Annotated in this window: 22 protein-coding genes; 10 read left to right on the top strand and 12 right to left on the bottom strand. The window is 48.9% G+C overall.

The window, feature by feature from the left end; genetic code table 11:
* Positions 1–205: 205 nt before the first annotated feature.
* The 8 genes from FHS17_RS11090 to FHS17_RS11055 form a co-directional block, all read right to left on the bottom strand.
* Positions 206–1,603 (bottom strand): glycoside hydrolase family 30 protein, encoded by a 1,398-nt coding sequence (locus tag FHS17_RS11090; protein ID WP_167278469.1) that lies wholly within the window; start codon positions 1,601–1,603, stop codon positions 206–208.
* Positions 1,604–1,621: 18 nt separating this feature from the next.
* Complete coding sequence (locus FHS17_RS11085; protein WP_167278468.1) at positions 1,622–3,562, bottom strand: glycoside hydrolase family 2 TIM barrel-domain containing protein; 1,941 nt, start codon at positions 3,560–3,562, stop codon at positions 1,622–1,624.
* A gap of 111 nt (positions 3,563–3,673) precedes the next feature.
* Positions 3,674–5,266 (bottom strand): extracellular solute-binding protein, encoded by a 1,593-nt coding sequence (locus tag FHS17_RS11080; RefSeq protein WP_167278467.1) that lies wholly within the window; start codon positions 5,264–5,266, stop codon positions 3,674–3,676.
* A 58-nt stretch (positions 5,267–5,324) separates the two neighbouring features.
* Positions 5,325–6,206, bottom strand: coding sequence for a carbohydrate ABC transporter permease (locus FHS17_RS11075; protein WP_167278466.1), 882 nt, complete (start codon positions 6,204–6,206; stop codon positions 5,325–5,327).
* A 16-nt stretch (positions 6,207–6,222) separates the two neighbouring features.
* Positions 6,223–7,134 (bottom strand): ABC transporter permease, encoded by a 912-nt coding sequence (locus FHS17_RS11070; protein ID WP_167278465.1) that lies wholly within the window; start codon positions 7,132–7,134, stop codon positions 6,223–6,225.
* A 70-nt stretch (positions 7,135–7,204) separates the two neighbouring features.
* The gene (locus FHS17_RS11065; RefSeq protein ID WP_167278464.1) at positions 7,205–8,248 is read right to left on the bottom strand and encodes a LacI family DNA-binding transcriptional regulator; all 1,044 of its coding nucleotides are present in this window, start codon (positions 8,246–8,248) and stop codon (positions 7,205–7,207) included.
* A gap of 618 nt (positions 8,249–8,866) precedes the next feature.
* Complete coding sequence (locus tag FHS17_RS11060; protein ID WP_167278463.1) at positions 8,867–9,877, bottom strand: substrate-binding domain-containing protein; 1,011 nt, start codon at positions 9,875–9,877, stop codon at positions 8,867–8,869.
* Between the two features lie 119 nt (positions 9,878–9,996).
* Positions 9,997–10,542: a hypothetical protein gene (locus tag FHS17_RS11055; protein ID WP_167278462.1), complete on the bottom strand. Its 546-nt coding sequence runs from the start codon at positions 10,540–10,542 to the stop codon at positions 9,997–9,999.
* A 97-nt stretch (positions 10,543–10,639) separates the two neighbouring features.
* Between FHS17_RS11055 and ilvA the strand changes: the two genes are divergently transcribed.
* Positions 10,640–11,908 (top strand): threonine ammonia-lyase IlvA, encoded by a 1,269-nt coding sequence (gene ilvA, locus FHS17_RS11050; RefSeq protein ID WP_167278461.1) that lies wholly within the window; start codon positions 10,640–10,642, stop codon positions 11,906–11,908.
* A gap of 88 nt (positions 11,909–11,996) precedes the next feature.
* Here the strand turns inward: ilvA and FHS17_RS11045 are convergent, their stop codons facing one another.
* Complete coding sequence (locus tag FHS17_RS11045) at positions 11,997–12,977, bottom strand: aldo/keto reductase (protein WP_167278460.1); 981 nt, start codon at positions 12,975–12,977, stop codon at positions 11,997–11,999.
* 175 nt (positions 12,978–13,152) lie between these two features.
* Here FHS17_RS11045 and FHS17_RS11040 point away from each other — a divergent pair, with 175 nt between their 5' ends.
* From FHS17_RS11040 to FHS17_RS11020, 5 genes are all read left to right on the top strand, one after another.
* A complete protein-coding gene (locus tag FHS17_RS11040; protein ID WP_167278459.1) occupies positions 13,153–14,346 on the top strand; it encodes a diglucosyl diacylglycerol synthase in 1,194 nt (397 codons plus the stop codon).
* Positions 14,347–14,376: 30 nt separating this feature from the next.
* Positions 14,377–15,570 carry an MFS transporter gene (locus FHS17_RS11035; RefSeq protein WP_341805818.1) on the top strand — a complete coding sequence of 398 codons (1,194 nt, stop codon included), beginning with the start codon at positions 14,377–14,379 and terminating at the stop codon, positions 15,568–15,570.
* Between the two features lie 38 nt (positions 15,571–15,608).
* Entirely contained in the window at positions 15,609–16,235 is a 627-nt protein-coding gene (locus FHS17_RS11030) for a TVP38/TMEM64 family protein (protein WP_341805817.1), read from the top strand.
* A 95-nt stretch (positions 16,236–16,330) separates the two neighbouring features.
* Complete coding sequence (locus FHS17_RS11025; protein WP_167278458.1) at positions 16,331–16,474, top strand: hypothetical protein; 144 nt, start codon at positions 16,331–16,333, stop codon at positions 16,472–16,474.
* A 22-nt stretch (positions 16,475–16,496) separates the two neighbouring features.
* Positions 16,497–16,793 carry a transposase gene (locus FHS17_RS11020; RefSeq protein WP_167278457.1) on the top strand — a complete coding sequence of 99 codons (297 nt, stop codon included), beginning with the start codon at positions 16,497–16,499 and terminating at the stop codon, positions 16,791–16,793.
* A 658-nt stretch (positions 16,794–17,451) separates the two neighbouring features.
* Here FHS17_RS11020 and FHS17_RS11015 read toward each other — a convergent pair.
* Entirely contained in the window at positions 17,452–18,534 is a 1,083-nt protein-coding gene (locus FHS17_RS11015; RefSeq protein WP_167278456.1) for an FUSC family protein, read from the bottom strand.
* 153 nt (positions 18,535–18,687) lie between these two features.
* On the bottom strand, positions 18,688–19,464 hold the full coding sequence (locus FHS17_RS11010; RefSeq protein ID WP_167278455.1) for a sporulation protein: 777 nt from the start codon (positions 19,462–19,464) through the stop codon (positions 18,688–18,690).
* A 196-nt stretch (positions 19,465–19,660) separates the two neighbouring features.
* Here FHS17_RS11010 and mscL point away from each other — a divergent pair, with 196 nt between their 5' ends.
* The 3 genes from mscL to FHS17_RS10995 all read left to right on the top strand — a co-directional run bounded on the left by mscL (position 19,661) and on the right by FHS17_RS10995 (position 21,233).
* A complete protein-coding gene (mscL, locus tag FHS17_RS11005) occupies positions 19,661–20,167 on the top strand; it encodes a large conductance mechanosensitive channel protein MscL (RefSeq protein WP_167278454.1) in 507 nt (168 codons plus the stop codon).
* Between the two features lie 27 nt (positions 20,168–20,194).
* Positions 20,195–20,827: an NUDIX hydrolase gene (locus FHS17_RS11000; protein WP_167278453.1), complete on the top strand. Its 633-nt coding sequence runs from the start codon at positions 20,195–20,197 to the stop codon at positions 20,825–20,827.
* 94 nt (positions 20,828–20,921) lie between these two features.
* On the top strand, positions 20,922–21,233 hold the full coding sequence (locus tag FHS17_RS10995) for a hypothetical protein (protein WP_167278452.1): 312 nt from the start codon (positions 20,922–20,924) through the stop codon (positions 21,231–21,233).
* Between the two features lie 256 nt (positions 21,234–21,489).
* Here FHS17_RS10995 and FHS17_RS10990 read toward each other — a convergent pair whose 3' ends face one another.
* A complete protein-coding gene (locus tag FHS17_RS10990) occupies positions 21,490–21,963 on the bottom strand; it encodes a hypothetical protein (RefSeq protein ID WP_167278451.1) in 474 nt (157 codons plus the stop codon).
* 197 nt (positions 21,964–22,160) lie between these two features.
* Between FHS17_RS10990 and FHS17_RS10985 the strand changes: the two genes are divergently transcribed.
* Positions 22,161–22,721, top strand: a complete 561-nt coding sequence (locus FHS17_RS10985) for a superoxide dismutase family protein (RefSeq protein WP_167278450.1) — start codon at positions 22,161–22,163, stop codon at positions 22,719–22,721.
* Positions 22,722–22,745: the final 24 nt, after the last annotated feature.

Below are 22,745 nucleotides of genomic sequence, written 5' to 3'. Positions count from 1 at the left end.
TGGGGTTTGGGGTTTGGGGTTTGGGGTTTGGGGTTTGGGGTTTGGGGTTTGGGGTTTGGGGTTTGGGGTTTGGGGTTTGGGGTTTGGGGTTTGGGGTTTGGGGTCGAGCAACGCCCCTTGGGGAGACTGCGCAGAACTACAATACTGTGATTACATACAAAAAAGGCCGATCTTGAACCTGGGGTTCAAGATCGGCTTACAACTTCTATTGAATCCAGCGGTACGTGCCAACTGTGCCGGCTGGGAGTGCTGCGATGAACTGCTGGCCATCGCACAGTACGCGGAAAGACTGCTCTTCTTGCGTCTGGTTGATCACGACTGTTACAAGGCTGCCGTCCGGATTACGGAAAGCAACGTTGGTTACGGTCTCCGTTGAGCCGTAGGTGCTGCCGATCCGGTATGCGCCTGGTTCAACAAACCGGGAATACTGGGCAAGCATGTTAAACTCCGGTGTCCGCCAGTAGCGGTTAGGCTGGGCAGCATCCTGCACGAACATGGTTGGTCCCGGCTGTCCCAGCCATTGGTGAGTGCCAATCTGACTGTCCAGCATCGTCACCCATGCGTTGTAGCTGCTGGCATAGTTGCGGAAATACTGTGCCATACGGTCAGCTCCGGCTGTGCCCCACAACGAACGCTCAGTCAAATAGATCGGCTTCTCTGGGTAAGCGGCATGAATCTCGCTCATGACTTCCGGCGAACCGTCATAATCATGCAAAGCGATCCCGTCTACCACGTTATATCCTTCCGAATCATTCAGAATCGGCGTCACATAACCCATGGCATCGGCAAAATTATGATCGAAGATCCACAGCTTTGTCGATAGGCCATGCTCGTCAAATTCACGCTTCAGTGCAATCGCCAGCTCAAGCTGACGTTCGGGCGACATATAGCAGCTTGGATAATCGGTCTCAAGAAGCGGCTCGTTCTGCATCGTCATCGCACCAACAGGAATCCCCTGCTCCTCAAAGGCTTGAATAGCAAGGCGGTAATACTTTGCCAATGCCGCCGTATACTCCGCACCTTCCTTCAGGCTTCCCCGCTTCAAATCACCGTTTGTCTTCATCCAGGCAGGTGGACTCCAAGGTGAAGCAAAAATCTTCACATTTGGCGCTGCCTGAAGCAGTGCCTGCACCGTCTCTATAATAGAGAGGTCAACATCCTTCTGAATAGAGAAATGCTTCATATCGAAGTCCGTCTCTCCTTCAGGAAGATCATTGTACGTATAGAAAGGCTGAGCCGTAAAATCCGACGTCCCGATTGTAATCCGAAATAGATTAAAGCCAAGACCCGATTCCTTATCAGCGAGCTGCTGAATAAAGCTGGCACGGGTTGCCGCATCCATTTTCGATAGATTATTAATCGTGGTGTCCTCTACCGATGTACCAATCCCTAGCATTTGCTGATAAGTGTGGGCAGGCGTGACGAGAATGGTTGGCAGATCCGATGCAGAAGGTGCCGTTAACTTAAGCTTTGGCTGCAAGCTTAGAGCATACGCAGGATCTGCAGGCCCTTCAAACCAGCGGGTGTCCCCTGGAGTCATTTCTGAACTAAGCCATGCTTCAACTTCAAGCGTTGTTACGGCAGATTTGATTAAAGTAGACATTCCGTTTCCTCCTCTAGCTTATAAATATTGCTGGGTAATAACTCCGTAATCACGGCGTATGAGCGAAGCTACCGGCTTCTCGGTCTTGCGATCCATATGAATAATGCCAAAGGTGTCGATCCAGTTATTGTGGTTCACATACCAGTCATACACAATCCAGAAGTCGATCCCCGCTACATAACCATCCGGATTCACTTGTCCTTCTGCATTGACCGTCCCTTGCTCCATCAAAGCCCGCATCGTCTCTTCATAAGTAACAACCTGCTCACCTTCATTACCGCCGGAGGACCAGTTCCCAAATTCCGTATTCAGAATCGGCTTATCAGGGAAAATGCGATGCGCCTCTTCAAGGAAGTGTTTTGTACCTTCGTAATAGGTGCTGCCGTGGAAAATACCAAAGTACATCGTCCATGCTGCTACATCCAGAGGAGCCATCGACGGATCATGTGGACCTGGCTGATCGGCCGCCGAGCTTTGCGTCAGCAAACGTCCATCGTTGTAGTTCTCTCTCAGATCCGCTGCAAGACGCTCGTTATAAGCGAGACGCAGCCATACATCCTTCGATTCATTTTGCGTACTCCACATAACGACGGATGGGCGGTTGTACTGGGAAAATACCATCTCCCGCCACATTTGATCAGCGAGACGTTTCTCAGCTTGTGCTTCATAATGCTCGGTCTCGAACTGCCACAGCGGAATTTCGCTCATCGCAAGTAGTCCCATCCGATCCAGAAGCAAATACGTGTAGACATGGTTCGGATAATGCCCCGTTCTTACCATGTTAACGTTCAGAGCTCTGATCTGCTCCAAGTCTTCCCGGATTCGATTCCACGCTGCTGTCCGGCCTGTGTCTGGCCATTCTTCATGGCGAGCAATACCAGCCAAAAAGACGGACTGTTCATTCAGCAAAATTTTTGTCTTATCCGTACCCACCGTCCGAATGCCGAACTGGGTGCTGAACATATCCTGTGCCAGCAGGTTCGTGCCAACGGACGTCAATGTAAACGTTGCGACATACAGATTCGGCTGCCATACCGACCATAGCTTCGGATTCTGTACCGTTACTTCGAACCGTACAACTCTCACCTCGCCCGGCTGAAGCAGCAGTTCACTTGTCATGGGCTGGTCCGTAACCGCCGTCACGCCGGTCAGCGTGGAAGCCAGCGGCGAACTAAGGAAATTCGGTGCTTCCGGATCGGCTTCAAGTAAACTGCCGTTTAGTCCCACCTGCACCGCATCGTTCCCTCGGTTATGCAGCACAACCTTCACGTCCAACTTGCCTTGCACATCTTGTGGGATAATATCTGCCCGAACGATTGAAGCCTTAGGCGTTACTTCAATATAGAGATCATGAATAATACCGGTGTAATTGAAGAAATCTGTACCCGCAACGGCAGGAATGGTATCGACTCTGCTGCCCCATGGCGGGTTATCAACGCGAATCCGAATCTCGTTATCACCTGCGCGGAGCAAGTTTGTAATATCGAAGGCAAACGGAGTAAATCCGCCCTCGTGATTGCCGATCCATTGCCCATTCAGCCAAATATCTGCAACATAGCTAATACCAAGCGCCTTGAGCGTGTAGGCATATCCTTCATTTTTACTCGCAACCGTGAACCTTCTGCGGTACCAAACGCCGTCTTCATACGTTTCAGCTGCATTTGCCTCCGGCAATCCAGTCAATGCATTTTCCGGTGAAGGTATTGCGTGCTTCTGCCATTGCGCTGTAGAAGCCTCGCCTACATACTCCCCTTCCCTCTGCTCGAGCTCAGCCAGCCAGTCCGCACTACGTGGTGCCATTGAGAAATCATGATCCATAGCCAGGCGGCGTTTCAGCCACTCCCCATTCAAAGCGATATTCGCTCTTGTTTGTGGTTCAAAGGAAGGCACAGGCATCCCATTCTGGAACGGAATGTTCACGCCGTTAATCGTTTCTAACGTTAAAGTTGTTTTCAGCATGATGTCTCTCCTATCTCTATGGTTCAAAATAAAAAGGGGATGAGGACGAATGCGCATGGACTTCTCGCCCTACGCACAGGTCACACATCCCCTTTGGTCATGCAAAGCCTATTACTTTATTCCTTGTGCATCAAAAGAAGCGTTTGCTTGCTCTTGAACATATTTCAGTACTTCATTCACGCCAGCCGCTTCAAGCTGTTTACGGTACGTCGCAATCGCCTTATCCACGTCCGGAACAAGACCCATCATCAGAGGCATGCCGTACTGCTGGATAACCGAGTTTACAGCAGCTTGCTGCGATTTAACCGGATTGTAGTCCATGATAACTTGAGCGAAGATGTTTGGTTTGCTTTGCGATTTGAATTCTTCCAGCAAAGCGTCAAAGCCTTCCCAGCCGCCAGCTTGTTTCTTACGTTCCATCGACTCTACACGCAAGCCCCAAGTTGCAATATCATAGCCGATAAAGCCTTTAGCAGCTACGCCTGCAGGAGGTGTAACGATGTGTTTGCCATCAGCGTCCATCGAGTAGTGAGTACCTTCAAGACCGTAGTTGATCAGGTCATAGTACTTCGGATCGTTACGCAGTTTGTCCAATACCATCAGGGAACGTTCTGCATTTGGTGCGCTTTTCGGAATCGCCATTGCATTGTTAACCGACAGTGTAGGCATTGTCAGGTTTTTGAAACGGCTGAACGGGAAGTAGCCCATTGTAATTTCAGGGTTCGAAGATTGCAGACCTGTAATGAAGCCGCCTGCGCCTGGAGCATTACGCCAGTATGCAGCGCCTTGACCTGTTTTAATGGCGTCACCAGCTTCTTTTTGGTCCGACAGCGTATCGGATTTCCAGAAGCCTTTTTGTGCCCAAGTTTTCATTGTTTTCGCCCACTCCTCAAACTCTGGAGTGAATGGATAAGCTACGATATCACGAGGAGTATCATATGATTTCGATACGATGACGCCGCTGTCGCCGCCGATTTGTTGGAAGCCTTCATAAGATTTGAACATGGTAAAGATTTCGTTGTATGCTTTGCCATTGATTGGCGTTATGTTCTTGGATTTCTTCACGCCTTCGAGGTAAGCCTCGATGGAAGCAAGGTCTTTAATCTCAGGAAGACCAAGTTCTTCTCTCCAGTCCTCACGGTACACAAGGCCATCCGGTGTATATTCTGGATAGGTTGCTGGAACGGCATAGATTTTATCGTTAACTGTTGCTTCTTTCCAATCTTGCTCGGATACGCTGCTCCAAGTTGTAGGAGCGTAAGTTGGCAAGAGATCATTCAGAGGCATAAACGCACCTTGGTTCGCGAATTTATAGAAATCCGCCCACGAGGAAGCGAAGAGCATATCAACTTTCTCTCCGGAAGCAAGAAGCAGGTTGTATTTCGTCTGCCAGTCTGTCCAAGTTGTAAAGTTCAGCTTAATCGTTGTGTTCAGATCTTTCTCGAGCATTTTGTTAAGCTCAGCAGTAACCTTTGCTTGATCTTTTGCAGGATCGCCGAGCAGATACCAGACTAATTCAACCTTTTTCGAAGTATCCGGTGCTTTTGCATCAGCCTTGTTGGAACCCGTGTTTGCACTTGCTTCTGTACCTTCGTTTGAACCTGCATTCGTGTTGTTGGAATTGTTGGAACCGCATGCTGCGAGCATGCTAGCCATCACAGCTGTCGAAACGAGCAGCGTGCCCATCGTTTTTATCTTTTTCATGGTAATGACTCCTCCTTTTATTTGGTACGCCTATATGTCAGCCGGCTTAAAGCCGGTACTAACCTTTTACCGCGCCGATCGTGAGGCCCTTAACGAAGAACCGCTGTACGAACGGATACAAGAATACGATAGGACCAGTTGCGATAACAGCTGCTGCCATCTTGAGCGTCTCTGCCGGTGGTTGGAAGTCCGGCGACAAGTTGCCTGCAACGTTCGTCTTCAGAACGGCTGCACTTGCCAAGATTTTGTACAGCAGGAATTGCAGCGGGTAATGCGACTCACTTGTAATAAACAGATTCGCCAGGAACCAGTCATTCCAATAACCAAGAGACATGAACAAACCGATTGTGGCAAGACCAGGGCCCGAAAGCGGAAGGATCAGCTTCAGGAAAATCGTAAATTCGCCTGCTCCATCAATCTTGGCCGATTCAACGATCGAATCCGGTATCGATTTCATGAAGTTCTTCATCAAGATAATGTTCCAAGCGCTAAGGAGCGACGGGAGAATAAGTGCCAGATAAGTATCTTTCAAATCCAAGTGCTTCGTAATCAGGATGTACCATGGAATAAGGCCACCGCTGAACAGCGTCGTGAAGTAGATGAAGAATGAAAGCTGATCCCGGTATTTGAAATCTTTGCGCGAAAGAACGAATCCGCCCATTGAAGTCAGGAACAAACCTACTATGGTACCAATGACAGTGATCATAATCGTGACACGGTAGCCGTCAAAGATTTGCTTCGGATTACTGAAAGCTGCCTTATAAGCATCCAGAGAGAATGTTTCCGGTATCAGCTTAAAGCCCGCTTTCACAATCTCTATCTCCGGCGTAAATGAGCCGGAGACAATTAGAACGAATGGCAGCAGGCACAGCACTGTCAAGATGGTAATCAACACGTAACCAATGATATTAAAGACGACTGTTGCTTTTTCCATTTTCATTATGTCGATCCCCCTTCTAGAACAGTGCGTAGTCTTTCTGCACCTTCCGAATAATATAGTTAACCACAAGAATTAACACGAACCCAAAGAGTGATTGATAAAGGCCGGCTGCTGTACCCATACCGATATCGAAGTTAACCGCGAGTGAACGATAAACGTACGTATCGATAATGTCCGTCGAGTTGTAGAGCATACCGTTGTTACCGATAATTTGATAGAACAGGTCGAACTGTCCTTTCAGGATACCGCCCAAGCTAAGCAGGATAAGCAGGATGAATGTTGGTATAAGCAGCGGAATCGTAATATGTTGGATGCGCTTGAAAATGTTCGCGCCATCAATCTTAGCTGCTTCGTGGTACTCATCGCTGACACTCATAATCGCTGCCAGATAGATGACTGTACCGTAGCCAAGTCCCTTCCACACATGGAAGAAGACGATAATGTATTTCCAAGGTGCCGTGTGCATGTAGAAGTCGTACGTTTGAAGTCCCATCGACGTCAGCATCGTATTGATTACACCGCTGTTCGAGAAGAGGTTAAATACGAAAGCCCCTACTAGTACAAAAGATACGAAGAAAGGCAGGAACATAATCGACTGCGTCGATTTCTTGAACCATTTGCCCGGAAGTTCGGCAAGGAAGATTGCACAAGCTAACTGCAGAACGTTACTAATGATAATGAAGGCAATATTGTAGAGCACCGTATTCTTCGTCAGATTCCACAGTACGCCCGAGTTGAATAAAAACTCGAAGTTTTTGAGACCAATGAATTCGCCTCCGAACAATCCTCCGTCAAAGCTGAACCGGGTGAAGGCGTAATACACGCCAACCATCGGAGCGTAGGAGAAGACTACGAAGAATAACAAGGCAGGCGCAATCATAAGGAACAAAATCTTATTCCGGACGAGCTCCTGGAAAAAACCTTTCATACCGACATTCCTCCGTGACATCAAAATAAACTGAAAATGTAATCGATTTCTTTTTACCTCGTGAAAATAGTTACTTCGTTGCTTCTTGACCGTTATTCGTACGGATGCGATTAAAGACCGAGGATTCCCGAATGAGCAGCTTGGATTCTACTTTGAAAATCCGTTTGTCCTTAAACACATTGTTGTTCATCTGATCAATCAGCTTCTCGGTGAGCAGAGCTCCCATTGTGTATTTCGGCTGATCAACTGTGCTTAGACGCGGCGTAATGTATTTCGTGAGCCTAATATTATCGACACCTACGATGGCCAAATGCTGGGGTACCTGAATCGATAGCTGCTTGCATGCTTTATACACGCCTAATGCCATCTCATCGTTAGCCGTAAAGATTGCCGTAAAGTCTGCATTCTTCTCGCGCAGCCTCATGAAGCTGAGGTAGCCGCCATCTTCATTAAAATCTCCATTGTCGATAAGATCAGGTACAAAAGGCATGCCTGCATCTCGAAGCGCTTTCATATACCCTTCAAGACGTTCGTAGCTGTCAATCGCATCTGCATATCCGCTAAGGAACGCGATCTTCTCATGTCCCTGCTCAATCAGATGATTCACAACTTCCCTTGCCAGCTTCACATTATCCGTAAACGCGCATGGGATTAGTTCATGCTCGATATTCCTCCCGATCACGCCAACACTGTAGCCATCCTCCACCAGCCCGATGATTTCTTTGTTTGTCATCTCGGGGGTAACGAAGATCATACCGTCCACGGTGCGGTTCTGCAGAAGCGAAACATACTCGAGTTCCTTCTGCTTCTTGTTCTGCGCATCGCAGATGATGACGTTGTAGTCGAGAGAATTCGCCATATTCTCGATGCCTTTAATAATCTCAGCGAAATAAGAAACTTCAATGTCGGAGACGACGACGCCAATCTTCATTGTCTTCTTGGACCGCAGGTTCTTGGCCATCGCATTCGGAGTATAGTTCATCTCCTGAATGGCTTCGATCACCCGCTTCTTCGTCTTCTCACTAACCAATTCGCTTCGATTCAGCACTCTTGATACTGTTGCTACGGATACTTTCGCTCGATTTGCTACGTCAATGATCTTGCTATCATTCATTTACATCACTTTCTTTTTGCCTGACTTATATACACCGATATTAGCATGGACTGAAATCGATTTCAATCATTTATTTCAGAGTTTGTCCGATATTTTTCGTGAAAATCCCGAGAACCGCGTAGAATCAAGGCTTTACAGGTGCTTTAGCCCTGTATTGTTATACGTTGTCGCACATCATGTTTGTGAAATCGTTCTCAGAAACAAAGCAAAATGGAGCATAATTCACAGTAAACAGGTCTAATTCAACAGCAAAATGATCGATTACATGCCGCACATCATTACACAGCATTTCATCCAGAAATCTTGCATCTCCCCCGCTCTACATTGGATTTCATCCACTCCATTTCGCAATAGCCGCTTAATGGAGCCTTTAGATTGGATTTCTTACAGCAGAATGATCCTTCAACCCGCGGTTTGAGCCTTCATGTACAATTTCTACTGGATCAAATCCAATGTAGAGATGGTTCTGCTACCCCTGAGCGAATTTCACTGTACATCATCCTACATAGCACCGAACAGCAGACAGTAGATGGTAGACGTAGACAGTAGGCCGGATAGAAAAAGATAAAAAGGACTGCCATCGGCAGCCCTCTTTCTGTAGCAGTAAGCTATTAACCTTTACTCACGCAGGTAACTAGATGATTCCCGAATGATTAACTTGGAGTGTATAACATGTTTCTTCTGTGGACTGTTATCATTGCCATGCATCTGATTGATTAGCATCTCCGTCAATTGGGAGCCCATCTCGTATTTCGGCTGCTCCACGGTACTGAGCGCTGGCAGCAAGTATTCCGTAATCCGGTTATTATCGACGCCAACAACAGCCATGTCTTCCGGGATTCGAATCCCTTTTTCCCGGCAAGCGCGATAGACGCCAAGCGCCATCTCATCATTGGCCGCATAGACCGCAGTGAACGATTGGTTTCGCTCTCTTAATCGACAGAACGCCTGATAACCGCCGGTCTCCTCGAAGTCACCGTTATCAATCAAGGAAGGCAGGAACGGAATCTTCCCATCCTTGAGTGCCTTCATATACCCTTCCATCCGCTCATAGTTCTCAAGCGAATCGGAATAGCCGCCAATATAGGCGATCTGCTGATGCCCCTGCTTGACCAAATGACTTACAGCCTCAGTCGAGAACTTTACGTTATCTGTCTTGCAGCTTAGTATTTCATCGTGTACGACTGCTCGGCCAACGACGCCAATGACATACCCTTTTTTCACATACTCCTGGATCATGTCATCACTTACTCGCGGAGTAACAAGAACCATACCGTCGACCGTGCGGTCCGGCAGCAGGTCCAAATACTCCATTTCCTTCTCGATCTGATTATCCGAGTCACAAATAAGGACTTTGTATTTATGAGCATAAGCTTTGTTCTCAATACCTTTAATAATCTCAGAGAAATAAGACACGTTAATATCCGGTACGATAATACCTAGTGTCATCGTCTTTTGGGAACGCAGATGCTTGGCCGCCGCATTAGGATGATAGTCCATCTCCTCAATAGCTTGGAGCACCTTTACTTTCGTTTTCTCCGATACAAGACTGCTCTCATTCAGCACACGCGATACGGTAGCGGCTGATACGCCTGCCCGTTTCGCTACATCCACTATTTTTTTGTCCACGTTATCTTCCCTACCGTAACGTTTTTACTAAATTATATGAATAAAGTCTAACAAGTTCAATACGAGGTTTCTCTGTCTAAATGTAAAACAATAACCTTCGCCGCTTAAGCGAAGGCTATTTACAAATGGAGCTGAAGCTTTATAATCATCTGATCGTCTAAAAACTGCATATCTCGAACCGTAATAATACTCGGCAGCTCAATCGGGACTACAATTCTGTCTAATCGATCACGCCCCAGATCATAGTCTTTGACCGTGAGAGATTGGGGCTCGAGAATAAGATTTGGAGACTTCCATGTCATTTTATAGGTAGCAAGCATCCCAAGCGGCAGGATATTGCGATAAGTCATATTCAAATGGGCAAGCAGCTTGTTGCCGCTAAGCTCAAAACGTGCTCCGTCCAGCGTCATATCCGGAGGCAGCGACTCCGAATGACCACCTTGTAATTGGCTCTTGATCAGATTGTTCACGTCGGCTTCCGACAGCACAATTTCCGGCTTCAGCTTCTGCACCATCTCTATCGCCTTATCCTTAATCGATACCTGAGCATAAGCCAGATCAAGCTTCTCCGTAGGAGCGACGTAAGATTTCAACCAGAGACCTGCCCCTGCAAGGATGAGAGCAAACAGCACAATAATAACGACGAACCATTTCAACCAACGCACAAAGGCTTCCTCCTTTTCCCCTACATAAAAACAAAGTTAGTGCTATAATGAATCATCAATGTTTGTCGAATCGCGACTATTTACGAGGTGACTTATTATGGAATTTCAATCATCCTATTCCACCAAGATTGGGCTCGAAGATATCGTCCATGCACAAATGCATCTTAAGGATGTTATTACCCGCACTCCTTTACAATATAACCGTGTGCTCTCCGAGCGTTACGGCTGCAACGTCCTGCTAAAGCGTGAGGATCTGCAAATTGTCCGTTCGTTCAAAATCCGCGGTGCTTACCATCTCATGCGCTCTTTGCCGCCTGAACGTCTCGCAGCAGGTGTTGTCTGCGCAAGTGCAGGCAATCATGCGCAAGGAGTTGCTTATTCCTGTCAGGCACTAGGCGTGCAGGGTAAAATCTATATGCCAAGCACAACTCCACGCCAGAAGGTGAACCAAGTTTCCTTCTTCGGCGGCGAATTCGTAGAAGTTATCCTTACCGGTGATACGTTTGATGATGCCTATGCAGAGGCTATTGCCGAAAGTCAGCACAGCGGCATGGCCTTCATCCATCCATTCGACGATCCGAAGATCATCGCAGGCAACGGAACGGTTGGCCAAGAATTAATGGAAGCTGCTGAAACGGTTCCCGATTATGTTCTTACTTCCGTTGGCGGAGGCGGGCTTGCAGCAGGTGTCGCTTCGTATGTGAAGACCGTATCACCTCAGACAAAAGTCATTGGTATTGAGCCTGAAGGTGCTCCTTCACTCCGTGAATCCCTTGATGCTGGTCGAGTAACGCCACTCGAGCATATCGACAAATTCGTCGATGGTGCTGCCGTTAAGCGGATCGGCGACCTGACATTTGCCATCTGCCGTGAGCTGCTTGATGATGTCGTTATCGTACCTGAAGGCAAAGTGTGTACAACCCTGCTTGATCTGTATAACGAGAACGCGATTGTTGCTGAACCTGCTGGCGCCTTGCCGATTGCTGCGCTTGATCTGATGCGTGAAGAAATTGCCGGCAAGACAGTTGTCTGCGTCATCAGCGGCGGCAACAACGATATTGACCGGATGCAGGAAATCAAGGAGCGCTCGCTCATCTATGAAGGGCTGAAGCATTATTTCATGCTTAGCTTTCCACAGCGAGCTGGAGCGCTCCGAGAATTCCTTGATGATGTCCTTGGACCAAACGATGACATTACCCGCTTCGAATACACGAAGAAGCATAATAAAGACAATGGACCTGCACTTGTTGGCATTGAGCTCAAACAGCGTGAAGATTATGCTCCGCTCATCGGGCGGATGCAGAAGAAGGGCTTCCAGTTCGTTGAACTGAATAAGGACCCTGTCTTATTTAACATTTTGATCTAACAAGGTGAAACGGCTGTGCCGTCCATCGATGGTGAGAATTTTAAATATGTAAACCCTCGGCGCGCCGGAGGCTTACCGCTTGCGTTAATTACCAAGCGTAGGCTTTCGGCGCGTCTCCGCCTGGGCCAGGGAAAATTTCATCGATACGTTTCAGTGTCGACTCATCAAGCGTAAGCTCTACCGCACGAAGCGAACGTTCGAACTGCTCGAGCGTACGTACCCCGATAATTGGAGCTGTAACCGCCGGATTGGCCAGCAGCCAAGCCAGTGATACGAGATCCTCCGTTTCACCTAGCTCATCACATAATGCCCCGTAAGCATCCAGTTGATCTTTTACCTGTCCAAAGCGTTCGTTCTTCTCACCACTACGTCTTCCCGAACTACCACGGCGATGACCGCCAGACAACAATCCACCATCTAAGGGGCTCCATGGAATGACACCAAGACCAAGCGCCTTCGAAGCAGGCAGTACTTCCAGCTCAGGCAGACGGCAGAGCAGGTTGTATTTATGCTGCTCGGATACAAGACCAAGAACGCCTTTTGCCTTTGCTTCGCCCTGCGCCACTGCAATATCCCAGCCTGCAAAGTTACTGGAGCCTACATAACCGATTTTCCCTTGATGAACGGCTGTCTCGAATGCCCCCCACAGCTCGTTCCAGTTCACATTCCGATCTACGTGATGCATTTGGTACAGCTCGATATGATCCGTTTGAAGACGGCGAAGCGAACCTTCCAGATGACGGCGAATTTTATAGGCAGAAAGACCTGCATCACGGTTTGGACCGTCATAAGGATCATGCATGTCGCCGTATACTTTGGTAGCGAGCACTGTTTTCTCACGACGTCCTCCGCCTTGTGCGAACCAGCGCCCGATAATTTCTTCTGTACGGCCGGAATTCTCGCCCCAGCCATAAATATTTGCTGTATCAATAAAATTAATGCCGGCATCAAGTGCCGCGTCCATAATGCGGAATGCTTCCTTCTCATCTGTGTCCACACCAAAATTCATCGTTCCCAAACACAACCGGCTTACACGAAGGCCTGACTGACCAAGATAGGTATACTTCATTGTCCCGTCTCACTCCCATTAGTGAGTTTTCCCCATGCCGTATGAACGAACCAGGAAAATCTCAGATCAAATTTTGGATACATGTCCCATTATACAAAATTAACATGAGGGAACCAACATCATCACAATGCGTTGACATTGGTCCGCTATACTTGCGGCAGGAGGTGTGCGTTCATTGGTCCGATATAACAACAGCCATCAGCCTAAGGTGTTAATTCTGTACGCATCGTACGGAGAAGGACATTTGCAGGCCGCTAAAGCTATTCGTGACGCACTGGAGGAACAGGGTAATCACCGGACTGTCATGGTGGATCTGATGGCCGAATCCCATCCTTGGCTTAACGAGATGACAAAACGTGTGTATATGAAAAGCTATACGCATATCCCCCATCTATATGGCTGGGTATACGGGGTTACTCGTCCGATGAAGCATAACTCCTTGTTTGGAGGGTTTCTACACTCCTTTGGCCGCGACAAAATAAGAAAGCTTCTCCAAAAAGAACAGCCCGACGCGGTGATTCATACCTTTCCCTCCTTTGCTCTTCCTGCCCTTCACCGCCGCCGCCTCAAAAAGAAAGTCCCGCCGCAAACATCCATACCTGCTTACACCGTTATTACCGACTTTGATCTTCATCGCCGCTGGGTGCATCCCGGCATTGACCGGTATTTTGTCGCTACCGATGATCTGAAGCAAGAGCTAGGTACACTTGGTATCCGTCCGGAACGCGTAACTGTCAGCGGCATTCCGCTGGGACGCGGCTTCTGCTGTCCGAATCCCACAACGGAGCTCTATGCCAAATACGGACTACAGCCGGATAAACCGGTCGTTTTGCTCATGCCAGGCGCACAAGGTGTTATGCCGGACTGTGATGAGCTCTGTGCCCTGCTGCTGGAACGCCACCGCGATGTACAGATTGCTCTCGTCTGTGGCCGTAACAGCCTGCTGCAGGCCGCCATAGCAAGCCGATTCATGCAGCATGAGGCAGCAGAACGCCTTCACCTATTCGGCTATGTAGAGCAAATTTATGAGCTTATGGCTCTAGCCACCTGCCTCGTCTCAAAGCCTGGCGGCGTGACCATTGCAGAAGCGATTAGTGCCGGCCTGCCATTATTCCTTTATCGTCCTGTTCCTGGTCAGGAGAAGCGTAACGCTCGTTATCTGCAAGACAAGGGCGCTGCCCGTATTGCCAGCGATCCAGAAGAATTAGCAGATGCGATTATAAAGCTGGTTAATGATCCCCAGCAGTTGCAGCACAGCAAGCTTGCTGTTCAACTCCTGCAGACAGAAGATGCGGCAGCGGGCACGATTGCTCATCATATTTTGCAAGAATGCGGTTGGAATACAAAATTTGGTCAACGCTATAGTTAAGGGAGAATTTGCAAAGGGGCTTGACCACAAGTGAACAAGATTGGGATGCGTTTGACATGGCTTGGAGTGGAGATGCGGCTTATCTCTGTTATATTGTTTATCGTTGAATTCGTGCGGGGCGCGGTGCTGATCAGCCTGCTCCCCATTTATGGGGCGAAGGTTCTTCACCTGTCGCTAGATATAATTGGCCTTGCGATTACAGCTCACTATTTGACAGATACTCTGCTCAAATTGATTTTTGGTTATTTGCTGGACCGCTTCTCTATTCGATTTGTCATACGGACAGGCCTGTTCGTGTCGCTTATCGGAGTGTTTCTGATTCCTTTTGCCACTGTGCCTTGGCTGTTCATTATGGCTGCAGCCCTTTATGGGATTGGTATTTCACCGATTTGGATCGTCTGTCTGACGAAGGTATCCAAGGATAATCGGGCGACGCAGATCGGATTTCTGTATACCGTCTGGCTTGTCGGACTAGGCTCTGGACCCATTGTGTGCAATATTTTGCTCGACTACTATTTGAACAAGACTTACTTTCTGCTTCTTATCCTGTCGGTTATCGGAGCGTTCTTGGCGTTCTTCATCAGCAGCAAAAGATCGGATGAGCCTTCGGTTCAAGCTGTGCCGTTAAATCGGCAACTATCGACCTTAGTAGAACGTATAAAAGCTATGCGAATGATTCTGCCCGGAATGATCATGCAGACAGCAGGCGCCAGCATGCTTGTCCCTGTCCTCCCAAGCTTTGCTGAGAAAGGGCTTGGACTAGCTGGAACGCAATATTCTCTCTTGCTGACTGCAGGAGGCGTATGCGCAGCTGCCGGACTGATTCCGATGGGCCGCTTGTCGGACAAGCTTGGCGGGAAGCACTGGTTTCTAATCATTGGCTTCGCCATATTTGGGATCGGCTTGTCTTTGTTGGCATCGCGGCTCCCATTTTGGTATTGTTTAGTTATTGTGGTTATACTCGGGTTATCTTATGCAGCGATTCTTCCAGCTTGGAATGCTTTGCTTGCTTCCTTCGTGCCTCCGAACCAGGAAGGTTTAGGCTGGGGACTGCTCGCAACAGTGGAGGGTATTGGCGGCATGGTTGGTCCTGTTGCAGGCGGGCTTATTGCCGCTAGCTTCAGCACGAGCTCAGTCATCTGGGTTAGTGCCGCGTTATTTGGAGGTATAGCCTTTCTGTATCTCATAATCCCGTCTTCCAAGTTGATTGGTAAAAGTGGATAACAAGTTCGAATTATTTTCCCGCAAGGGGTGGAGTGGGGTTGTATTCAACAATGTATATGATGGAAAGTATGGAGAAGCTGTATGTCCAGATGAGAAGTCTGGATCTTGAGCATTTGCAGCGGACGCTGGAGAGCTATTCGCAATTCGGGATATTCCCCGGTATATTGCTGCCTCTTCTCGAATCGTTCCTGCCCTTCCTACCCTTGGTCGTTATCGTGGCGGCAAACGCGAATATATTCGGCTTATGGCTGGGCTTTCTGCTTTCTTGGATCGGTGTATCCATTGGAGCGATTTGTGTATTCTGGATCAGCCGTAAGCTTGGGAAGAATGTAAAAGCCAAAATTGAGCGGAGATTCCCTAAGACAGAGAAGTTCTTCAAATGGGTAGATCAGAAAGGATTTACGCCGCTTTTTCTGCTGGCCTGCTTCCCATTCTCTCCGTCATCCATTATTAATATTGTCTCTGGGTTCAGCAAGATCCCATTTCGTACGTTTGTCCTTGCGACTGTACTTGGCAAAGCGGTCATGATTCTAAGCATTTCACTCATTAGCTTCAATATCAGTAGCTTCCGCGAGGAGCCATGGCGCATCTTCGTTACTTGTGCCGTTATTATTATCATGTGGTTCGGCGGCAAGAAGATCGAATCCCGTTATCACGTGAATTAAGCTGTAATTTGTTCCTCTTGCTCCTGCCTGCTCATACAAAGCCTCCTTTCGTGGCAAACTGCTAAAGGATTAATTGCCGAAAGGAGGATGGCAGTATGTCAGGTGAATGGCCGTCCCATAAACAAGTCGAAGCCAGCAAAGTGCAATCATTAGCCGACCGCACTGGTCAAGGTAAGCAAAAGGCTAGCCAAAAGCAGTCCGAAGCAGATACAGCCGCGGTGCCGAAGCACGGATTATAAGCTAAGGGAAGGACGAGTGGCCATGAGCGAGCAAGAGCATCAGCATAATGAAATGGATCCAATGTCGGGCGAGCATGTTGAGGTGTCCGGTGTTTATAAAAATGAGTTAGGCCGCGTAGAAAAGCTTGAACGCGGAGCCGTATTCCCTGCCGATCCGCAGGCCGGAACAACCGAATGGGAGCTTGTCGAGCTTGACTTCGACAACCACCATGAGGGCCGTACCGATCCTCGATTGATCTCAAAGGATGGCGATCATGATCCGGAAGCTCATATGCAGCATCCTCGGCGCCATAAGGGGAGTAATAAGACGGACTCCTAGTTTGTGGTTGGTGTGGGGCGTAGGCGTATGCAGCTGGGGGTCGGGGTGACGGGAATGTACCTCCTTTGACTGCTGTTGCCCATGGAAAATTTGAATATAATCTCTAATGAGATTTTTCATGGGCAAAGGCAGACGCTCCGCTTCTTCAGGAGATACATTCCCTCTACCACCTCCCCTAGCTGCACAACACACAAAAATGGCCTCCCTCATTATTGAGGGGGCCATTTTATTTTTGTTGTCGGCTAGTTGCCAGCCGACCGTCTAACCGAACGCTTAACGATGTCGTACATCGTCAAGGCATCAACTAACTCATGTTTTCGAGCCCTTAACGATGCGGCGCATCGTTAAGCTCGCTCATTACCCTACTTTTCGCCGTCTCACGGCCAATTTCGTATACCTTAACGATGTCGCACATCGTTAAGACAATAACTAACCTATGATTTCTTGATCTTAACGATGCGGCGCATCGTTAAGAACCCTAACCCATCAGCACCTGCATAAGTCCGGATCGCCCACGCATTCACCTTCAACCCACTGTAACACGGTTTTCCGACTTATTGGGCTACTCGTACCACACATTGGCACGTTCAGCCTACTGTAACACGGTGTTTGCGACTTATTGGCTGCGGCACCTCAGTCGTCTGCCGGACAGGCTAGTCTATTCCCTTATCGCAGCAGGCTCCTCTGCTTGGTCGGCGCCTCTGCGTTCTTCCGCTTCGCCGAGACCGGGGGTACGCTGCGTGTGATCAACCAGCTTCTCCAGCCGGCGCAGATGGTAGGCGTATTCGAACAGCGCGGAGGCGACGAAGATCAGCCGTTTATGCTCATCCGGATCTTCGCGGATATAGTCCGTGAGGTCGGCAACAAGGCGTGCTTCCCGCTCCTCGCCAGGCTCCATAGAGATGTTTGGCTTCATTTTATTCTCGAGCTTCAAAACAATGGATTCATGGTACTTCGTCAAATCTTCGATCTGTCGGTCAAACCGGACTGCCCAATCCCCAGCCTTTGGTGAAGAGAAATAATGCTCCTCCACCACCTCCAGCAGATCCGAGCCCTTCTGCAGCGCTCTAATCATTTGCTTGGATACGAGAAGCTGGCGCGCATGACTTCTCTTCGCTCTTGCGAGTACCTTGCGCTCTTCTTCGAACAGATTATAGCTGTCCTCGAGCTTGCGCAGCGTTTTGTGCAGCTTCTCTTTTTCCTTACGGTATACTTGCTCCTTCATTTCATTCGAAATAGCCGTTCGGAGCAGCAGCGACATCTGTGAGAACGCATGATTCCCCTGCTCGGTGAACTGCCGTCTCGGACGAGGCGGAAACACAAGTACATTAACGACGAATGCCGCCCCCATCCCCGCTAAAACCATCAAAAATCGCTCAAGCGCCAACGTAATCCCCTGGCCATGAGCCTCCATAATCGCTACAACGGTTACGAGCGTAACGCCAATGGTGGTTTCCATCTTCAATCTGATACTTACTAAAATAACAAGAATACATACAAGTCCAACAGCAATCGGCGTTTGCCCAAACAGCTTCATGGCAGCCAGCGCCATCACGGCGCCAAGCAGATTAGTCTGGAGCTGATCCAGCACCTGCTGCCACGAGCGATAAATAGACGGCTGAATCGTTAGAATTGCAGCGACCGTTGTAATAAGCGGTGATGCAAATCCAAATAATCCACTTATGTAAATGGCTAAGGCAACGGCCATCCCTGTCTTGAGCACCCGCGCTCCAATCGTCATACCAACTTCCCCTTCATGAACTTCTTTCCCTTTATTATGCCACAAACCTTAAATTAGCCAAGATTTAACCTGCCCTGCTCCCCTCACCGGGCATAAAAAAGCCCGAGACGCCTCTCTCGAAGCATCTCGGACCAGCTCAACCTCTCACCCGAACTAAATGGTCCTGGCAATCAGATCAGACAACTGACGGGCAATCCCTGCCGGCCCCGCCTGAAGCTGCTCTTCGGTAAATCTGCAGCGTACGAACGTCTCATCCATATCAAGCGCCTCTGCGAACAGCCCACCCAACCCGCGAGCTCTCCGGTCAACCTGGAGCAGCAGCTCAAGCTCACGATCTGAAGAGAAGAACATCACTTCCAGCTCATCCAGCTGGCCGCGGAACTGGCTCGTTGGCACAAACTCAAATTCCTGCACGAACGGCATCCCACCGCCGTGGCGAGGAGAATATTCGCATTCGGCATTCCGCAGACGGAACCCGAGCAAATCGAGAGCATGAAGCACCGTATTAATACCGCTTGTAGGCAGTACATCAATTCGGTCGTTATCCCCTGGATCCACACCTCCGCGTACATCCAGCTCCGTCTTCACCCAGACTGGCGCACGGCCGATGGTAAGCGGCGTTTGATACGGCAGGCGGAACGAGAACGGTACCTCTTTTGTCTCCCCAGCCTGCAAAGTGAATGGAGCGCTGACATGGAAACGTCCGATCTCCCCATGCGCTCTAACTTTATGATCATTGCTTTCACGGATGTATTCAGTCATGACCGATAATTGTATCGTGTCTATGTTTTGTGCAACGCTGCCTCCTCGAATATTGACTACACCACGAACCTCTTCACCAGGTACATATTGCGACTTCTCCAGAAGTGTATCGAGCTTGGCAGAACCAATTCCAATACTGGCCAATAAACGATTAAACATGTCATCCATCCCCTCATTCGCAAAAATAGGATTTATTAAGATTGCTTAAGCCTATTACGGGCAATCAGTGACGGAGGTTGCATTTTTTCGGCATGTTATTTGGCTCTTCCTTGGGGCAGGCTTTCTATCAGCCGCGAGATCGTCTAATATAGTAGAGTAGATTTTATAGAGTTAGGCAATAGTAGGAAGCAGGAGGGATTTCTTCATGAAAAAAATTATTCAGGAATTTAAGGAGTTCGCCATTAAAGGGAACGTGATCGATCTCGCAGTTGGTGTCATTATTGGCGGCGCCTTTGGCAAAATCGTCACTTCGCTCGTCAACGATATCATTATGCCTCCCATCGGACGGATGCTCGGCGGCGCGGACTTCAAGGATTTATTCATCAATCTTGGCTCTGACAAGCCTTTGCCGGAAGGCGTTACGATGGATTCCATACATACCTTGACCGATGCGACCAAAAACGGCGTAGCCGTTATCGCTTACGGCCAGTTTATTAACGTATTGCTTGATTTCCTTATCGTTGCGGCTTGTATCTTCATGCTTGTAAAAGGAATTAACATTCTGCGCCGTATGAAGCCGGAAGAAGCCGCTGCTCCCGCAGAACCTACCGAGAAGGAATGCCCGTACTGCTTGTCCCAAATTCCGATTAAGGCTACACGCTGCAAGCACTGCACCTCGGTCTTGGAAGAAGGAACAGCCGTCAGCAATTAATTTCATGGCAAAAAGGTGGTTCTCTCCATGGCAGAAGAACGCTTCGATATCTATGATGAACAATTAAATCCGCTTGGCACAGCCAGCCGTTCTGAGACCCATGCGCTTGGCTACTGGCATCGTTCCTTCCACTGCTGGCTGACACGCCGCGAAGGGAACCGCCAATACGTGCGGTTCCAATTGCGGCAAGCCGGGAAGGATACCTATCCCGGCTGTTACGACATTACGGCAGCCGGTCATCTAACGGCCGGCGAGACCATGCAGGATGCTGTACGCGAGATCGAAGAAGAGCTTGGCGTAGCTGCCCGCTTCGAGGATCTGATTCCGCTTGGTGAGGCACGCAAGGAAATGTCAGGCGAAGTAAGAGGCGTGCCCTTCATTGACCGCGAAGTCAGCGACGTTTTTGCGCTTGTATGCTCCTTGCCGCTTGACGCCTTAAAGTTGCAATTCGAAGAAGTGGCGGCTGTATTTGAGGCCGACGTTGAACAGATGATCCGCTTGTTCGAGGGAGAACTGGCGGAACTGATTTGCGAGGGCGTTGAGCTAACGGCTGCAGGTGAGCGATCCAAGGTGAAGCGAGCCGTCCGAGCTGCTGAATTCGTGCCTCGGGAATCGAGCTACTACGCGTTGATAATGCGGGCATTGCGCGATTGTACGTAACGGACACACCACTTGGAAGCTGCGGCTTGCCGCGGCTGTCCGACCGGACTCCCCAGGCTGCTTCCCAGTTCCGGTACCATTGATCAACCATGCCATGGATGTTGTAGAACTCGGTCTGCCTTGTGCAGAGGTCAAAGTTATCGATCTCCGGGTTGTTATACAATCGCGCAGCGGTGGCGTGGATACAGCCGTGAACACCGCTGTACTCTATAAACCGGCCGAACTCGTCAAGCGTGCTGAAAGAGCGAGGATTATACATGATCCGGTACAAGGCCTGCTGGTTCATGCACGGTGCCTGCATAATGCCCGCAGGCATCTGCGGCCAGCCGGCAACAGCCCGTTTGTCATATCCCACACGGTCAAACCAATCATACACCTTATTAATAAAGTAGCGGTGGAACCGTAAAAACTGCTCACCGAACCCCGGCGGCGGCATTGTTCCCGGCGTCACATGATACTGATGATGCCATACTGTATGCTCCTCCAGCCATTCTCTTGGGAAGTTCGGAATAATAGGCATGCTCATTCGCCTCCAGGCTTGCTTGTTACAAGCGATATCTTACATATCGTATGCATAGGCTGATGAATGAGTGTAAAAGCACAAATTTACGTAAAAGAAAGGCTGCCCCGTTATACGGAGCAGCCTTTCATCATTCCTGCCATTAGAACCAGCAGCAGCCGTTATGGTGCGGACGATCCTGACGATCACTAATATCATCCACTGCACGTCTTACGCAAATATCGAAGGACACAACTACATCTCTATAAGGACCAAAGGAGCATCTGACACGTACACAATCAGCATTTCTTGTACGGAAGAAATCAACAACGCGGCAGTCGCAGCCAACGATTTGTTGGACGGCTCTAGCATCATGACGACGAATCGCTCTTACAAGCCTTTCAGCAACTTCTTCATCTTTCAGCTTGCCGAATACTTTGCTAAGCTCTTTACCCGCATCTTGAACACCTGCAACAGCCGGATCTCTGCGCGAACTTCTATGACAGTCATGATCACGATTGGAATCCATTTCCCCACCAACACGATCCCCCGCAGCACAACCACAGTTCGATATACGAGCACCTTTTTTAGTTCTACGTTTTACATTTTTAACGTTTACTTTAAATTTAGCAGACATTACTTTCACTCCTCTCGATCGATATGCTTTATACTATTCCGCATTAAGAGAGAACGTATGGACGAGTGGACACCGTTCAAACGTATAAATTTAATAGACATATAGATTTATAGAGTGAAACATTTATGTGGGTAAAATGAATAATTCCTATCCTCATGGTAAAAGCTAACTTGGAAATTACGCCCAAGGAGGATAACATGAACAAACAAATTATGCTCAGCTCGCTTGGCTTCCTGATCGCAAGCTGCGGGTTCGCAAGTATGGCAGCAGCCCATGAGGCGCATGGCCACCACACACGTAGTCACGTGATGGAGGCAAAAGCAGCTTTTATCGATACGAAGGGTAATCAGATCGGCAATGTCGTACTGACAGAGGAAAAGGACGGCGTGCACCTGAAAATTGAGGCCAAAGGCCTTACTCCAGGCGTTCACGGCATTCACTTCCATAATGTCGGCAAATGCGAAGCTCCTACGTTCGAATCGGCAGGCTCGCACCTGAATCCGAAGAACAAACAGCATGGCTTCGATAATCCGCAAGGCTTCCACGACGGTGATCTGCCGAACATTACGGTCGGGAAAGACGGCAGCGTTACAGCCGAGATTATCTCGAAAAATGTATCGCTGGACAGCGAAGCGCCAAACTCCCTGCTCCCAGCCGCTGGCACTGCGATTGTAATCCATGAAAAAGCGGATGATTACAAAACCGATCCATCCGGTAACTCCGGCAGCCGTATCGCCTGCGGTGTTATCCAGCATTAAAAATAAGAAAGGCACAGCCGTCCG

It is taken from the genome of Paenibacillus lupini (genome assembly GCF_011761355.1).
In the GTDB taxonomy this organism is placed as follows: Bacteria; Bacillota; Bacilli; order Paenibacillales; family Paenibacillaceae; genus Pristimantibacillus; species Pristimantibacillus lupini.
The sequence above is the reverse complement of the archived record's forward strand: the minus strand, read 5'-3'. Positions and strand labels throughout refer to the sequence as shown.

What these genes read in the sequence shown, in the direction of transcription:
- FHS17_RS11070 (WP_167278465.1), bottom strand. Translation starts at nt 7,134, where the DNA reads ATGAAAGGTTTTTTCCAGGAGCTCGTCCGGAATAAGATTTTGTTCCTT.
- FHS17_RS11080 (WP_167278467.1), bottom strand. Translation starts at nt 5,266, where the DNA reads ATGAAAAAGATAAAAACGATGGGCACGCTGCTCGTTTCGACAGCTGTG.
- FHS17_RS11085 (WP_167278468.1), bottom strand. Translation starts at nt 3,562, where the DNA reads ATGCTGAAAACAACTTTAACGTTAGAAACGATTAACGGCGTGAACATT.
- FHS17_RS10995 (WP_167278452.1), top strand. Translation starts at nt 20,922, where the DNA reads ATGGATGTTGTAGAACTCGGTCTGCCTTGTGCAGAGGTCAAAGTTATC.
- FHS17_RS11000 (WP_167278453.1), top strand. Translation starts at nt 20,195, where the DNA reads ATGGCAGAAGAACGCTTCGATATCTATGATGAACAATTAAATCCGCTT.
- FHS17_RS11065 (WP_167278464.1), bottom strand. Translation starts at nt 8,248, where the DNA reads ATGAATGATAGCAAGATCATTGACGTAGCAAATCGAGCGAAAGTATCC.
- FHS17_RS11020 (WP_167278457.1), top strand. Translation starts at nt 16,497, where the DNA reads ATGAGCGAGCAAGAGCATCAGCATAATGAAATGGATCCAATGTCGGGC.
- FHS17_RS10985 (WP_167278450.1), top strand. Translation starts at nt 22,161, where the DNA reads ATGAACAAACAAATTATGCTCAGCTCGCTTGGCTTCCTGATCGCAAGC.
- ilvA (WP_167278461.1), top strand. Translation starts at nt 10,640, where the DNA reads ATGGAATTTCAATCATCCTATTCCACCAAGATTGGGCTCGAAGATATC.
- FHS17_RS11015 (WP_167278456.1), bottom strand. Translation starts at nt 18,534, where the DNA reads ATGACGATTGGAGCGCGGGTGCTCAAGACAGGGATGGCCGTTGCCTTA.
- FHS17_RS11010 (WP_167278455.1), bottom strand. Translation starts at nt 19,464, where the DNA reads ATGGATGACATGTTTAATCGTTTATTGGCCAGTATTGGAATTGGTTCT.
- FHS17_RS10990 (WP_167278451.1), bottom strand. Translation starts at nt 21,963, where the DNA reads ATGTCTGCTAAATTTAAAGTAAACGTTAAAAATGTAAAACGTAGAACT.
- FHS17_RS11025 (WP_167278458.1), top strand. Translation starts at nt 16,331, where the DNA reads ATGTCAGGTGAATGGCCGTCCCATAAACAAGTCGAAGCCAGCAAAGTG.
- FHS17_RS11075 (WP_167278466.1), bottom strand. Translation starts at nt 6,206, where the DNA reads ATGAAAATGGAAAAAGCAACAGTCGTCTTTAATATCATTGGTTACGTG.
- FHS17_RS11090 (WP_167278469.1), bottom strand. Translation starts at nt 1,603, where the DNA reads ATGTCTACTTTAATCAAATCTGCCGTAACAACGCTTGAAGTTGAAGCA.
- mscL (WP_167278454.1), top strand. Translation starts at nt 19,661, where the DNA reads ATGAAAAAAATTATTCAGGAATTTAAGGAGTTCGCCATTAAAGGGAAC.
- FHS17_RS11045 (WP_167278460.1), bottom strand. Translation starts at nt 12,977, where the DNA reads ATGAAGTATACCTATCTTGGTCAGTCAGGCCTTCGTGTAAGCCGGTTG.